14 protein-coding genes are annotated in these 13,829 nt (G+C 72.7%); 7 read left to right on the plus strand and 7 right to left on the minus strand.

Annotated features, from left to right (window positions below; translation table 11 throughout):
- Nucleotides 1–73: 73 nt before the first annotated feature.
- Nucleotides 74–1,225, plus strand: coding sequence for a nucleotide-binding domain-containing protein (locus ACYVDA_RS19105; protein WP_460820150.1), 1,152 nt, complete (start codon nucleotides 74–76; stop codon nucleotides 1,223–1,225).
- A 437-nt stretch (nucleotides 1,226–1,662) separates the two neighbouring features.
- Nucleotides 1,663–1,917, plus strand: coding sequence for a YrhK family protein (locus ACYVDA_RS19110; RefSeq protein WP_460820093.1), 255 nt, complete (start codon nucleotides 1,663–1,665; stop codon nucleotides 1,915–1,917).
- 14 nt (nucleotides 1,918–1,931) lie between these two features.
- Here ACYVDA_RS19110 and ACYVDA_RS19115 read toward each other — a convergent pair whose 3' ends face one another.
- Together ACYVDA_RS19115 and ACYVDA_RS19120 are read right to left on the minus strand one after the other, a co-directional pair.
- Nucleotides 1,932–2,759 carry an oxidoreductase gene (locus tag ACYVDA_RS19115; RefSeq protein ID WP_460820094.1) on the minus strand — a complete coding sequence of 276 codons (828 nt, stop codon included), beginning with the start codon at nucleotides 2,757–2,759 and terminating at the stop codon, nucleotides 1,932–1,934.
- A complete protein-coding gene (locus ACYVDA_RS19120) occupies nucleotides 2,756–3,565 on the minus strand; it encodes an acyl-CoA thioesterase (protein WP_460820095.1) in 810 nt (269 codons plus the stop codon). Before ACYVDA_RS19120 ends, ACYVDA_RS19115 begins: the two co-directional genes overlap by 4 nt.
- Nucleotides 3,566–3,835: 270 nt before the next feature.
- On the opposite strand from ACYVDA_RS19120, the gene ACYVDA_RS19125 reads away from it, so the two are divergent.
- On the plus strand, nucleotides 3,836–4,483 hold the full coding sequence (locus ACYVDA_RS19125) for a TetR/AcrR family transcriptional regulator (protein ID WP_460820096.1): 648 nt from the start codon (nucleotides 3,836–3,838) through the stop codon (nucleotides 4,481–4,483).
- A 38-nt stretch (nucleotides 4,484–4,521) separates the two neighbouring features.
- Here ACYVDA_RS19125 and msrB read toward each other — a convergent pair whose 3' ends face one another.
- On the minus strand, nucleotides 4,522–4,944 hold the full coding sequence (msrB, locus tag ACYVDA_RS19130; RefSeq protein WP_460820097.1) for a peptide-methionine (R)-S-oxide reductase MsrB: 423 nt from the start codon (nucleotides 4,942–4,944) through the stop codon (nucleotides 4,522–4,524).
- A gap of 76 nt (nucleotides 4,945–5,020) precedes the next feature.
- On the opposite strand from msrB, the gene ACYVDA_RS19135 reads away from it, so the two are divergent.
- The 4 genes from ACYVDA_RS19135 (at nucleotide 5,021) to ACYVDA_RS19150 (ending at nucleotide 9,336) form a co-directional block, all read left to right on the plus strand.
- Complete coding sequence (locus ACYVDA_RS19135) at nucleotides 5,021–6,850, plus strand: FAD-dependent oxidoreductase (RefSeq protein ID WP_460820098.1); 1,830 nt, start codon at nucleotides 5,021–5,023, stop codon at nucleotides 6,848–6,850.
- Complete coding sequence (locus tag ACYVDA_RS19140; RefSeq protein WP_460820099.1) at nucleotides 6,847–7,752, plus strand: dioxygenase family protein; 906 nt, start codon at nucleotides 6,847–6,849, stop codon at nucleotides 7,750–7,752. The genes ACYVDA_RS19135 and ACYVDA_RS19140 overlap by 4 nt, the downstream gene beginning before the upstream one ends.
- Before the next feature lie 121 nt (nucleotides 7,753–7,873).
- Entirely contained in the window at nucleotides 7,874–8,839 is a 966-nt protein-coding gene (locus ACYVDA_RS19145) for an MsnO8 family LLM class oxidoreductase (RefSeq protein WP_460820100.1), read from the plus strand.
- A 71-nt stretch (nucleotides 8,840–8,910) separates the two neighbouring features.
- Entirely contained in the window at nucleotides 8,911–9,336 is a 426-nt protein-coding gene (locus tag ACYVDA_RS19150; protein WP_460820101.1) for a DUF309 domain-containing protein, read from the plus strand.
- A 1-nt stretch (nucleotide 9,337) separates the two neighbouring features.
- Here ACYVDA_RS19150 and ACYVDA_RS19155 read toward each other — a convergent pair whose 3' ends face one another.
- From ACYVDA_RS19155 to ACYVDA_RS19170, 4 genes are all read right to left on the minus strand, one after another.
- On the minus strand, nucleotides 9,338–10,507 hold the full coding sequence (locus tag ACYVDA_RS19155; protein ID WP_460820102.1) for a PAS domain S-box protein: 1,170 nt from the start codon (nucleotides 10,505–10,507) through the stop codon (nucleotides 9,338–9,340).
- Nucleotides 10,508–10,728: 221 nt separating this feature from the next.
- The gene (locus tag ACYVDA_RS19160) at nucleotides 10,729–11,670 is read right to left on the minus strand and encodes an oxygenase MpaB family protein (protein ID WP_460820103.1); all 942 of its coding nucleotides are present in this window, start codon (nucleotides 11,668–11,670) and stop codon (nucleotides 10,729–10,731) included.
- Nucleotides 11,667–13,607: a linalool dehydratase/isomerase domain-containing protein gene (locus tag ACYVDA_RS19165; protein WP_460820104.1), complete on the minus strand. Its 1,941-nt coding sequence runs from the start codon at nucleotides 13,605–13,607 to the stop codon at nucleotides 11,667–11,669. The genes ACYVDA_RS19160 and ACYVDA_RS19165 overlap by 4 nt, the downstream gene beginning before the upstream one ends.
- A complete protein-coding gene (locus ACYVDA_RS19170) occupies nucleotides 13,604–13,759 on the minus strand; it encodes a hypothetical protein (RefSeq protein ID WP_460820105.1) in 156 nt (51 codons plus the stop codon). Before ACYVDA_RS19170 ends, ACYVDA_RS19165 begins: the two co-directional genes overlap by 4 nt.
- Nucleotides 13,760–13,829: the final 70 nt, after the last annotated feature.

The raw sequence follows: 13,829 nt of genomic DNA on the forward strand, positions 1-13,829 counted from the left end.
GTCACGTCGCAGATCGACCGCCATCCGGATCGCTCGCTCACGGAGCTCGTCGGGGTACTTCCTCGGTGCTGCCATGACTCTCATCCTTCCGTGGAATGAGAGCCTCCATCGGACCCGGCACGCAACAGGGTGGGTTGCGAAGGACTACGTGCAGAAGTTGTACGAGGCGTTCGGTCGTAGTGCGACGTATAAGTCGATGCGGTCACGCGGCAAGCGCTGCGTGAAGATCGATTATGCGGGCGACTTCCACGTAGACGTTGTCCCTTTCGTCACCCGCCATGGCGCGACCTACGTGACGAACAGGATCACTGAACAGTTTGAGCTGGCTGCGCCCGACGACTTCACTGAGTGGTTGGAGGGCAAGAACCGGATCACCAAAGGCAACCTGGTGAAGGTCATTCGGCTCCTGAAGTACCTGCGGGACCACAAAACCCGGTACACGATCCCGTCCGTGACGTTGACGGCCGCTCTGGCTCACCACGTGAGCGAGACCACCAAGACTCTCGACCCGGACGCGTACAAGAACGTCGCGAACACGCTGCGTACGCTGTCGGAGGAGTTGGCGGTTCAGGTCGCCGGTCACCCCTACACAGCCCCCTACATTAAGGACCCTGGGACGGGCCAGGATCTTACCGATCGTTGGAAGGACGAGAACTACCGGACCTTCCGGTTGGTCTTTACTTCGTATGCCGCAAAGATTGGTGAAGCGTGCGACGAGTCGGATTACACCAAGGCCTTAAAGATCTGGCGAGATTTGTTCGGTGGCGACTTCGGCACGATCGAAGAGTCGGCCAGTCTGGCGGCATTCGCGATGTCGAAATCGATGACGCCGGCTTCAGAACAGTTCCTTGACCGTGACTTCAGCATCTCCGAGGTGCTCAACCCCGCCTACCGCTTCAAGACTGTCGGCTACGTAATTCCGAAGAGCGGCTTCCGTGACGGTCCGTTGCCCAAGCGAGGGGACCGAGTTGGGAAGCACCGCAGCCTGAAGTTCAAGGTCGAGCAGTCGAACATCCCTGAGCCGTACGACGTCTACTGGAAAGTCCGCAACTACGGCGACGAGGCCGAGGAGGCCAACGCGCTGCGCGGCGACATCCATAGGGACACCGGCACGCGCAGCCGCACCGAATCGACGTCATACGTCGGGCACCACTACGTCGAAGCCATGATCGTGAAGGACGGGGTCTGCGTCGCCAAGAGCCGTCAGGAAGTCATCGTCATCTGAGTGCGTCTATCTGGGCAGTGTGCAGTTAGACCGTGTGCGCGCACGGTCTATGAGGCTGAGGAGTGCGCAGTGGCTTTGCCGTCCTCCGCGAAGAAGGCGGATAGTCCGTCCCGGACGTCGGGGCCGCTCTCCCCGCGAGCGACTTGATCGCGGCCTGCGGCACCGGGGTGGGCGTGGCCGGGCCGCTTGCGCGCATTGGCGAGGACGATCTCCTGGGTGCTGGTGGTGCGGCGCAGCGTGTGGGGCGTCGTGCCCTCGAGCTCATTGCGGGCGACGGCCGCGACCGAGCCGCGCCGACGGTGCGGTGCTGACGGACGCCTCGTGGTCGAGGACGTGGACGACAGGTCGGCGTACGCCGGTGGTGGTGGTGCTGGGAGGGTGACGTCGAGGCCTGCACCCACTCACGCGGGCAGCCCTCGAGAGGAGCTCCCGTGCGCATGGCTGCACTTCGGACGCTGGTGCACGACTACCCGTGGTTCCACCGGTGGATGGGCCTGGTGGGGAACGCGCTGTTCGTCATCGGCAGCGTGTTCTTCCTGTTCAAGGGTCTGGTGATCACGGGCACGTGGATCTTCATCGGCGCCTCGCTCGGGCTGATGCTGGACAGCATCGGGGAGAAGCTGACCAAGCACGAGGACGAACGACGCGGGCGCCTCGGCGGCGCGCTGCCGAGCGCCACCCGCTCCACCTGACACTCCGCCAGGTCTCAGCGCGGCAGTCGGTTGAGCTTGCGGATCTGGGCGTCGAAGATCTTCGCGGGGGCCAGACGTCGCGCCACGCTGACCTGCGCCGCGGCCGGGCCGGCGGTGTAGCGCAGCCGGGGCTTGGCGGCGGTGGCGGCCTTCACGACCACCTTCGCCACGACGGCAGGGTCGTCACCCTTCTCGATGCTCTCGGCCATGCCCTGCTCGAAGTCGCGGCGGCGCTCGGCGTACGCCGGCAGGGACCGCTCGGCCCGGAGCTGGTTCTTCTCGAAGCCGGTGCGGGTGTACGCCGGCTCGACCAGCACCACGCGGATGCCGTGCTCGCGCACCTCGTGGTCGAGGGATTCCGAGTAGCCCTCGACCGCGTGCTTGGCCGCTGCGTACGCCGCGGAGAAGGGCGCGGGGATCAGCCCGAGGACCGAGGAGATGTTGACGATGCGCCCGCTGCCCTGGGCCCGCATGTGCGGGAGGGCTGCCTTGGTGGTGCGCAGGACGCCCCACACGTTGACGTCGAAGACGTGCTGCGCCTCCGCGACGGAAAGCTCCTCGACCGCACCGGCGGTGCCGCTGCCGGCGTTGTTGACCAGGACGTCGAGCCGACCGTGCTCGGCGACGACCTGGTCCACGACCGAGGTCACGGCGGCGTCGTCCAGGACGTCGAGGTCGACGAGCCGGACCCCGTGAGGTGCGGTCAGGCCGGAGGTGCGGCGGCCGGTGCCGACGACGCGGTAGCCAGCCTCAGCGAGGGCGGACGCGGCTGCGGCGCCGATGCCGCTCGTGGCTCCGGTGACGAGTGCGACGGGCGCGGCGCGCTCGGTCGCGGCGCTCATGCCCACTCCCCGAGCACGCGCCGGGTCTGTCGGCCGCGCGCGAGCAGGCGACCGTCCGCGTCCCAGACCTCGCTGTCGTCGAGGCACCAGCCACCTGCGGCGGAGCGCGTGGTGATCCGCAGCAGCACCCAGCCGCTCGCCGGGGGAGCGTCGGTGAACGACACGGTCAGGTCGACCGTCGGCACGGCCACGGGGGTCGCCGCCACGGCGTACGCCGCCGGAGGCATCGCGTCGACCAGCATCACCAGGGCGGCGTGGTCGAGGGGGACGTCGTCGACGAGCCTCGCCCACGCGACCAGCTGGGCCTCGGGGCCGGAGGCGAAGGGCCGGGCGGCGGTGGCGAACCGGAAGCGCAGGTGCTGGCTGAAGGGCACGACGTCCGCGGGCAGCGGGGTCTCGTCGCACTCCTCCGGCCCGGGCACGTCCGGCAGCGGCTCGGCCGGGACCACCGCGTCGCCTCGCGGACGGCCGGCGACGACCGTGGCGCGCACCGCGTCACCGGCGGTGACCGAGACGACGATCGACGACCCGCCCTCGCGCACTACGGCGGCGTCCAGGGCGAGCTCACCCTCGGCGGCGGGCTCGAGGAACACCGCGTGCAGCGAGCGCGGAACCCGCCCCTCGCCCAGGAGGGGCAGGCTCGCCCGCACGCAGAGGCCGGCGACGAACCCGCCGTGGGGCCCGGCCCAGGACCACCAGCTGCGGTCGAGGGTGGCGGTGCCGTCCGAGACCTGCATCGCGTCGACCAGGGAGCCCGTCGTCACCGGGGCGCGGCCCGCAGGTGCGGTGTCGGTGGTGCTGTCCATGCGGGGTCCTCGAGGTTCGACGGGGGCAGCGCGTCCGGCTGCCAGGACTCAATATTGACACTGTCAACATTGCTGCGCAAGGGTGATGTGGACAACGCCCACTTCGGATCGACCAGGAGTCCTGTGTGACCGCGAGCAGCCGACCCAGCTGATCGTGTGCCCGGCAGCGCTGGGCGCCGCCTTCCTCGACGGCCTCGAGCGCGGCGGCGTCGTGGTCGGCGTCGGGGCAGCGCTGAGATCCGGGGTCGGGGTCCGGCTACGGTGAGCGGCGTGCCTCGAGCTGCCTACCACCACGGGAACCTGCGCGCCGCGCTGGTCGAGGAGGCGGTCGCCGCGGTGCGCGAGCGTGGACCCGAGGGCCTGGCACTCCGCGAGCTGGCGCGTCGGGTCGGGGTCTCCCACAACGCGGCGTACCGCCACTTCGCCCACCGTGACGACCTCGTCGCCGTGGTGGCCGACCACGCGATGTCCGGGCTCGTGGAGGCGATGCAGCGCCAGCTCGACGCCGTCGACGAGCCCGACCCGGTGCTCCGGGCGCGGCTGCGGCTCGCGGGCGTGGGCCGGGCCTACGTCGAGTACGCGCTGGCCGAGCCCGGCCTGTTCCAGGTCGCGTTCTCCTCCTACGTCGGCCGGGACGAGGCGCGGGCGTCCGAGGCGTCGCCGTACCGCCTGCTCAGCAGCGCGCTCGACGACCTCGTCGAGGTCGGCTACCTCCACCCGGAGGTGCGACCCGGGGCGGAGGAGCTCTGCTGGTCCACCGTGCACGGCTTCTCGCTGCTCCGCCTCGCGGGGCACGTCACGGGCGGTGGTGAGGTCGACGAGGGCTCCCACCTCGAGAACGTGCTGCGAGCCGTCGACCGGTCGCTGGGTGCCACCGGCTCGGGCCCGCCCGGCGAGCCGTTCCTCCAGCAGCGCTGACCCGACCGCTGTGCGCAGAGGGGACGAGGCCCCTGCGTTCAGGACTCGTCGAGGGTGAGGGCGGCGCCGTTGATGCACCACCGCTGACCGGTGGGCCCCGGACCGTCGGCGAACACGTGTCCGAGGTGGCCACCGCACCGGGTACAGGTGGCCTCGCGTCGCGGCACCAGCATCGAGAAGTCGAGCTGGGTGCTCGCGGCCTCCGGGGTCGCGGGGGTGGTGAAGCTGGGCCAGCCCGACCCGGAGTCGAACTGGTCCTCGGCGGCGAACAGCTCGGCCTCGCAGCCGGCGCACCGGTAGACCCCCGCCCGGTCCGCGGGCGGGTGCTCGTACGGGCTGGTCCGGGGGGCCTCGGTGCCGGATCGGCGGAGCACCCGGTACGCCGCGGGGTCGAGGCTCGCGCGCCACTCGGCGTCCGAACGGACGACCTCGGGCTGGGGACGTGAGCGGCGCCTGAACATGTCGCCAGCGTAGGTCGGGGTCGCGAGGAAGCCCACCGTCACGGGGTCGGGCGCACAATCTCTCCAGGGTGCGTCCATGCACCGACCGGCAGCGGAGGAGATCCACGTGGCAGTGTTCAACGACGGCCTGAGCGAGACCGAGGTCCCCGAGCGCGAGGACCTGGTGGAGACCGAGGTCCTCATCGTCGGGTCGGGGCCGGCCGGTGCGTCGGCCGCGCTGTTCCTGAGCACGCTCGGGATCGAGAACATCATGATCACCAAGTACCGGTGGACGGCGAACACGCCGCGGGCGCACATCACCAACCAGCGCGCGATGGAGATCTTCCGCGACCTGGGGATCGAGGACCAGGTGCTGGCCGACGCCACCCCGCACGAGCTGGTCGGGGACACGGTCTTCTGCACCTCGATCGCGGGGGAGGAGATCGGCCGCATCCGCACCTGGGGCACCCGCCCGGACCGGGAGGCCGACTACCGGCTGGCCTCGCCGTGCCTGACCGTCGACATCCCGCAGACCTACCTCGAGCCGATCCTGGTCAGGAACGCCACCGTCCGCGGGACCGAGTCCCGGTTCGCCACGGAGTACCTCTCCCACACCCAGGACGAGGACGGGGTCACGGTGCAGGTCCGCGACCGGCTCACCGGTCACCGCTACCAGGTCCGGGCGAAGTACCTCATCGGCGCCGACGGGGCCCGGTCCCAGGTGGCCGCCGACATCGACCTGCCCTACCGCGGGGCCATGGACATCGCCGGGTCGATGAACATCACCTTCAAGGCCGACATCTCCGCGCTGGTCGACCACCGGCCCAGCGTCCTCTACTGGGTGATCCAGCCCGGGTCGAACGTGGGCGGCATCGGCACGGGCCTGGTCCGGATGGTGCGGCCGTGGGACGAGTGGCTGATCGTGTGGGGCTACGACATCGCCTCGACCCCGCCGGTGCTCGACGACGCGTCGGCCACCAAGATCGTGCGTGACCTGCTCGGGATGACAGACCTGGAGCCGGAGATCACCGGCTACAGCCTGTGGGGCGTCAACGAGATGTACGCCACGACCCTGCAGCGCGACCGCGTCTTCTGCGTCGGCGACGCGATCCACCGGCACCCGCCGTCGAACGGACTCGGCTCCAACACGAGCATCCAGGACTCCTACAACCTGGCGTGGAAGCTGGCCGCGGTGCTGCGCGACCAGGCCGACCCCGCCCTGCTGGAGTCCTACACCGCCGAGCGCGCCCCGGTCGCGGAGCGCATCGTCACCCGGGCGAACCAGAGCGCGCGGGAGTTCGCCGAGCTGTTCGAGGCGCTCGGGGTCGTGGGGCTCGAGGGGGCCGAGATGGCCGCGGCGATCGAGGAGCGCAAGGCCAACACCCCCGCCGGTGCCGCCAAGCGGGCGGCCCTGGTGGCGGCGATGGACCGCAAGAACTACGAGTTCAACGCCCACGGGGTCGAGCTGGGTCAGTTCTACGAGTCCTCGGCCGTGGTCAGCGACGGCACCCGCCCGGCACCCTCGCGCGACGAGGACCTCTACCACGTGGTGTCGACCTCGCCCGGCGCCCACCTGCCGCACGCCTGGGTCGGGGACAACCTGGCCAAGCACGCGATGATGGACCTCGCGCCGTACGACCGGTGGACGCTGATCACCGGGGTCGCCGGCGAGGCCTGGGAGGCGGCCGCCACGCGGGTGTCCGCCGAGCTCGGGGTGCCGGTCGGGACCGTGGTGATCGGGCCGGGCCGCGCGGTCACCGACCTGTACTACGACTGGTCCCGGCTGCGCGAGGTCGAGGAGTCCGGTGCCTTGCTGGTACGACCCGACAAGCACGTGGCCTGGCGCGCCGCGTCCCTGCCCGACGATCCCGAGGGCGCTCTGCGCGAGGCGTTCGCCCAGCTGCTCGGACGGCGGGCGCGAGCATGAGCAACGACCCGCAGGCGACCGAGGTCGACGCCGAGCAGCGCGCCCGGGAGGAGGACCTGGTCGAACGGGTACGCCGCTCCTTCGACACCTGCGCCGACCCCCGGCTGCGCGAGCTGATGGTGGCGCTGACCGAGCACGTGCACTCGTTCATCCGCCAGACCCGGCTGAGCGAGGAGGAGTGGGGTCAGGCCATCGAGTTCCTCACCCGGGTCGGCCACATCACCGACGACCGGCGCCAGGAGTTCATCCTGCTCTCGGACGTCCTGGGTGCCTCGATGCAGAGCATCGCGGTCAACAACCCCGCGCACGGCGAGGCCACCGAGGCCACGGTGTGGGGGCCCTTCTTCGTCGAGGGCTCACCCGAGATCGCCAACGGTGGGGACATGGCGTTCGGTGCTCCCGGCGAGCCCTGCTGGGTCGAGGGCACGGTCACCGACCACACCGGCGCGCCCCTGGCGGGGGCCCTGATCGAGGTGTGGGAGGCCGACGAGGACGGCCTGTACGACGTGCAGCACGCCGACCAGCGCACGGCGGCCCGCGCCCACCTGCGCACCGAGGACGACGGGTCCTACCGCTTCTGGGGCATCACGCCCACGCCGTACCCGATCCCGCACGACGGCCCGGTCGGTCAGCTCCTGGAGGCGGTCGGCCGCTCACCGATGCGGGCCAGCCACCTGCACTTCCTGGTCTCCCACCCGGGCTGCCGCACGCTGGTGACCCACATCTTCGTGGCCGGGGACGAGCTGCTCGACTCCGACAGCGTCTTCGGGGTCAAGGACTCCCTGGTCAAGGAGTTCGCCCAGCAGCCGGCCGGGACGGCCACGCCGGACGGGCGCGCGATCGAGGGGACCTGGTCCCGCACCCGCTTCGACATCTCGCTTGCCCCGAGCCCCGAACGGTGAGCCCCTAGGACGAGCTCGGCGGCCCGGAGTCCTGCACCGCCGGCATCGCCGACTACTCCTCCGTCGTGCGCACGCACACGGGCACCGGGAAGTCCTGGCCCCGGCAGGGCGTTCAGCAGACGTGGAGGTCTCGCTGCTCGACCGTTCGAGGACGCGTACGGGCGTCTCGGACGCCGAGGCGTTGCGCGGGACCGTGGACCGAGCGGTGCACGCGGAACGGGTCGGCTACGCCAGGTTCTGGGTGGCCGAGCACCACGGCGTGCCCGGCATCGCCTCAGGGGCGCCGGCCGTCCTGCTCGGCGCGGTCGGAGCGCGCACGTCGCGGATCCGGATCGGCTCGGGGGGCGTGATGCTGCCGCTCCACCAACCGCTCGTGGTCGCCGAGCAGTTCCTCGTCCTCGAGGCGCTCTACCCGGGTCGGGTGGACCTCGGACTCGGACGGTCGGTCGGGTTCACGGCCCCCGTGCGACGCGCGTTGCGGCGCGACCTGGACGCCGTCGACGCCTTCGCCGACGACCTCGTCGAGCTGCGCGCGCACCTCGGCGGGCGGGCCGAGGTGACCGCCCGTCCCGCCTCCGGGCCGGTCCCGATGCACGTCCTCGCCACGAACCGGGGCGTGGAGCTCGCTGCGCGGCTCGGGCTGCCGGTGGTGGTCGGGGGGCCGCTCCTCGGCAGCAGCGAGGTCGGCGAGGCGCTCCGCCGGTACCGCCGCGAGTTCAGGTCGTACGACGACAGCTCGCCGCACGTCACGATCTCGCTGGACGTCCTGGTGGCCGACGACGACGAGTCGGCCCGCAGGCTCGCACTCCCCGAGGCGTGGGCGATGGCGCGCTCGCGGCAGACGGGGGAGTTCCCGCCCCTCGAGCCCGTCGAGGACGTGGAGGACGCCCCGCGCTCGGCCCAGGTGGAGCGGCGGATCGCGAGCTGGCTCTCCACGGCCGTGACCGGGGGGCCCGCCACCGTGCGGCGCCGCCTGGAGCGGCTGGTCACCGCGACCGGCGCGGACGAGGTGATGTCGAGCGCCTCCACCCACGACCGCGAGGCGCTGTTCGCCTCCGACGAGATGCTGCTCGACCTCCTGGGGTGACGCCACAGTCGGCGGCGGACGGTCGGGGACCGGGGTTTGTCTCACGGTGCACGAGGCCCCAGGGTGGGCGGATGACGACCCGGGACCGCGACGACGAGGGACGCCCGCGCCAGGGCCGGCCGCGCGACGAGCTCGGCCGACCGCTGCCGTACGACGCCCCCGGCGTCGAGCCGGTCTCGGAGGAGCCCCTGCCGCCCCAGGAGACGGTGCGGTTCGCCACCGAGCTGCTGGGGCGAGGCAGACCGTTCTCCGCCCACGAGGTCTTCGAGGCCCGCTGGAAGGACGCCCCCGACGCCGAGCGCGACCTCTGGCAGGGGCTGGCCCAGCTGTGCGTCGGGCTCACCCACGCCCTGCGCGGCAACCGCGCCGGCGCGGAGCGGCTCCTGCGGCGCGGCGAGGGCAGGCTCGAGGGCTACGCGGCGACCGGCGGGCCGACGTACGGCGTGGACCTGACGGCGTTCCGCACCTGGATCCGCGACCTGGCCGACGCCGGCTGACTCACCCCGTGGTCGACATCGCCGCCACCACGGCAGCGGCGGCGGTGCGGCCGGGGACCTCGAGCTTGCGGAGCACGCCCGCGACGTGGTGCTTCACGGTGTGGGTGCTCACGTGCAGGGCCCGGGCGATCTCAACGTTGCTCAGGCCCTGCGCCACCAGGCCGAGCACCTCCTGCTCGCGCGGGGTGAGGCGGTGCCACCGCTCGTCGGCCACCTTGCGGTCGGTGACGTCCTCGACGGTCACCACGAGCACGTCGCTCGACGGGGGGACGGCGGCCGGCCGGCGCACGCGCGAGGTGACCCACACGACCGAGCCGTCGGGCCGGGCGAGACGCTGCTCCGAGGTGGGCGGTGTCTCGCCGGCCGCAGCGGCGGCCAGCTCGGCCCGGTGGGCCGCGCGGTCGTCGGGGTGCACCAGCACGCCGAGGTCGGGCAGGTCCAGCAGCTCCTGCCGGGAGCGACCGAGGATGTCCGCGAACCGGTCGTCCAGGCGCACGACCGACCCGTCGGGCCGCACGTGGGCGAGGCCGCCCGAGGTGTCCTCCCGGTCGCTCAGCCCCTCGAAGTAGCTGGCCTCCAGCGCCTCGACGCGGTCGCTGATGTCGCGGAAGTGCACGGTGGACCCGCCGACGCCGGGATCGTCGGAGAGGTCCTTGAGCATGACCTCCAGGTGGCGCCAGCGGCCGTCCGCGTGCCGCACCCGGAAGACGACCGGCGTCGGTGCACCGGTGGCCTCGCCGACCGCGAGCATGGCGTCGATCATCGGCTCGACGTCGTCGGGGTGCACCAGGCTGATGGTGACCTGACCCGTCATCTCCTCCGGGGTGTAGCCCAGGACGTCCTGGACCGAGGAGCTGATGTAGCGCAGCGTCCCGTCGGACTCGTAGAGCGCGACCACGTCGGGCGAGTGGTGCAGGGGGTGGCGTGACCACTCCTGCTCGACGCCGGCCGGCACCTGCCGCTCCACGTCGTACTCCAGGACGGCGAGCTCGCCGGGCCGCTCGGGGTCGCCGCCCTCGGCCGTGGCTCCCGCGGCGACCGAGGTCACCGACACGGTGGCCTCGAACGGTGCGCCGCCCCGGGGGAGCAGGCGCAGGTGGCCGGTGAAGGAGCCCGTCCGCCGCTGCACCTCGCGCGCCGCGGCGACCCGCTCGTCGCCGGGGTCGAACACCGGTGTCGTGCCGGCCAGGATGTCCTCGCGACTCAGGCGCAGCTGGAAGCGGCAGGTGGTGCTCGCGTCGAGGGCGCGGGACCAGTCGGGGCTGAGCAGGATCGTCCGCCGCGCCGGGGCGAGGGCGTCACTGCCGTGGTGCTCGGGAATGGTGCGGTCTCCCTGTGCGGCTCGGACCCGGCTCGGTCACCGGGTGGTCTTGGTCGGCGACCGGCCTCAGCCTAGGGCCCGGCCCATGACGCCGCGGGGAGGTCGCGGGAGGTGGACTCCTCGCCCGTGGACGCGGGACCCGGCGCGCCTGCGCGTGCCCGGTGGCCCACCTCGGCCGGCTCGCGGATCCCGTGGCGCCGGTCGCCGAAGTCGACCGCGAGCGAGCGGTCGAGCGGGACCCGGCGCACGTCGACGGTGCGGGCGTAGGCCCGCAGCAGCAGGCGCAGTCCCCAGCTCACGACCGCGCCGGGCTCCGGCAGGTCGTGGACCCGGCGCAGCTGCGGCGAGCAGAGGGCGGAGACCACGCGCGGGGCGAGCGGTCTCAGGGGACGGGGCAGGCAGCGGCGGCCGAAGGCGTCGACCAGGGCCGCGGCGACGTGGCGGCCGTCCTCGGTGGCGGCGAACTCGTCGCGGGCGTACGCCGATGCCCACGCGCGCAGGGCGTGCCGGTCGGTCGGCAGGTCTGGGATGCCCTGGGCCTCGGCGACGGCGCGCCAGAACCACCAGTGCGCCTCCTGCTCGGCCTCGCCGAAGGGCGATGCGCCGAGGGCCTGGGTCAGGTCGTGGGGGTCCAGCGCCAAGGTGGCCAGGGTGAAGAGCGAGTCGGCGTCGCGGATCGGGAAGCGCGCGTGGATCTGGGTCAGCCTCTCGATCCAGGCTCGACCGGTCGGTGAGTCGGGACCGTGGTCCAGGAGCTGGCCGAAGAACACGATCGTGTCGTCGGTGCGCTGGAGGGTGTCGACCACGATGTCGCCGGTGCCGCGCCGGTTCAGCGTGCGCGCCATCGCCGGCACCGCGACCTGCTCCAGGAACGCGACCGTGAACAGGGCGTGGACCACGGTCGGGTGCCCGTGCAACGTCACCAGCGAGGCGCGTGCGACCTCGACGTGGTCGCGGCGGGGATCGAGCGCGGCCAACCGCCGGCGTACGACGCGACCGGGCACGCGCGTCACGGCAGCGGCTCCACGCGCAGCTCGGTGCGCCCGTCGAGGTCGATCCGCAGCCGCGCACGACCCTCGCCGTCGGCGACGACCTCGCGCTCGACCGAGCCCGCGGCGCGGTAGCGGCCGTCGGGCACGAGCCGGTCCAGGACCAGCGTCACGCGGCGGCCGCCGTCGCCGGGACGCAGCACGCAGTCCAGGGCCCGTCCGTCGGTGACCGCGCGGGCCACCAGCACGTCGGGGTACGCCGCGTCGGCCAGCCGCGGTCCGTCCAGCCAGGCCCGCGGCAGCCCGTGGCCCACCAGGTCACGCACCCCGGACGCGCGGCCGAACCGCGCGAGGAGCTCGTAGAGGTTGCCCTGGGTCGACAGGTCGGCGTACCGGGCCGCACCGTCGGCACGCTCGAGCGAGGCGGTGCGCTCCAGGTGGACCAGCGTGGCCGTGGCGACCTCCTCGTCACCGATCTCGCGCGCGGCGGCGGCCAGCAGCGCCTGGCCGAACGCCTCGCCCCCGAAGGCGTAGGACCCGGAGTCGCAGCGGTTCGCCAGCGAGGGCGGCAGCACCAAGCGCCCCTCGTGCTCGCGCAGCACGGTGGTGCGCATCAGCCACCACGACCGGTGGGCGAGGTCGGGCATCGCGGCGTGCAGCCAGAAGGTCGTCGGCAGCCACACGCCGTCGCCGGCCCACGGGCTCCACGACAGGCCCAGGGTCTCCGAGCGGACGCCGACCACGCGGCCGTCGGGGCGGTGGAACTCCTCGACGTACGCCGTCCTCAGGCGCTCGCGGAGGTCGTCGTACGCCGTGCCGCCGTGGAGCCGCTGGTGCATCACCAGGGTGTTGACGCCGAAGGTGTTGCAGACCGGGTAGATCCAGCGCGGCTCGCACGAGAACAAGGTGTACGCCGAGCGGTGCATGTTGGTCTCGATCGAGCGCGCCAGCGAGCCGAAGTCATGGGCGTGGGCCTCCTGCTCCGACCAGCGGTAGGTCAGCGCCCCGGGCGCGGAGAAGCGGTCGTCGCCGAAGGACTCGAACATGCCGACCGAGGTCCCCTGCCACCCCGTCAGCATGATGTTGTCTCCGTTGTCCACGGGGTCGCGCCCGAGCGAGAGCCGACCCCAGGCGTTCTCCAGCGCCCAGTAGCCCCACACCCGCCGCTCCCCGGTGCGCTCGATCGCCCGGGCGTGGGCGGCCGCGGCCCAGCCGGAGAAGGCCGGCGCGCAGGTGTAGCGGTAGGACGCGATCGCGTAGCCGAGCAGGCACAGCTGGTAGCGCAGCGCCGCCTCGCGGAACTGGTCGCGCCGGTCGAACCCGGCGAAGCCGTCGCCGCTCTGCAGTGCGAGGTCCACCGCGTGGCGCAGGCGCTTGAGGTCGGCCACGTCGGCCTCGCGGACGGGCAGGTCCGGCGCCGAGGGCAGCGGGGTCACCGTCACCCGCACCGGGGCCATCGCGGCGTTGAGCCGGGTCGCAGTGCGCAGCCGCCGGTGGTGCCGGACGGCGTGCACCGCGACCGCGGCCACGACCAGGACGGGCACGGCCGCGAAGGTCGTCACCAGCCCGGCGGTCGACGTGCCGTGGGGCGGTAGCGCCACGGCGAGGACGAGGTCCGCGCCCCACACCAGGAAGGGCGCCACGAAGGCGCCGACCACCCACCAGGTGAGGACCGCGAGGGCCAGCGTGAGCAGCACGGCGAGCGCGGTGAGGACGTGGCCGCGCGCGAGGTGTGCGCCGCCGGGCAGGGCGAGCGAGGCGCCGAGACCGACCAGCGGCGCCCGGCCGGTCAGCACGAGGGCGACGGCGACCAGCCACAGGGCGGCGTACGTCCGGGCGAGGCGCAGCAGCCTCGCCCGCGTCACGGGCGGCAGGAGCGGCGCCCGGTCGTCGAGCGGCGTCAACCGCACCCCTGAGCCGACCTGGCCGTCCCGCTCGGCCGGGCTCCGCGTGGCCGTCACCGGACCGCACCCGCGTCCACGGGGTGCCGGGCCGGAGGGGCGAACCCGGTCCCGGCCTCGGCGGGGTCCGGGCGCCCGAGCAGGCGGCGTACTCCCTCGGCGGCGGAGGTGAGGAGGCCCACGACGACCAGGGCGGCGACGCAGCAGATCATCGGAAGCTCCAGTGAGAAACGAGAACGTTCTGGTTCTAGATGCTGTCCCCGACCGTGCGGGGTGTCAAGA

The organism is Nocardioides korecus (assembly GCF_054778395.1).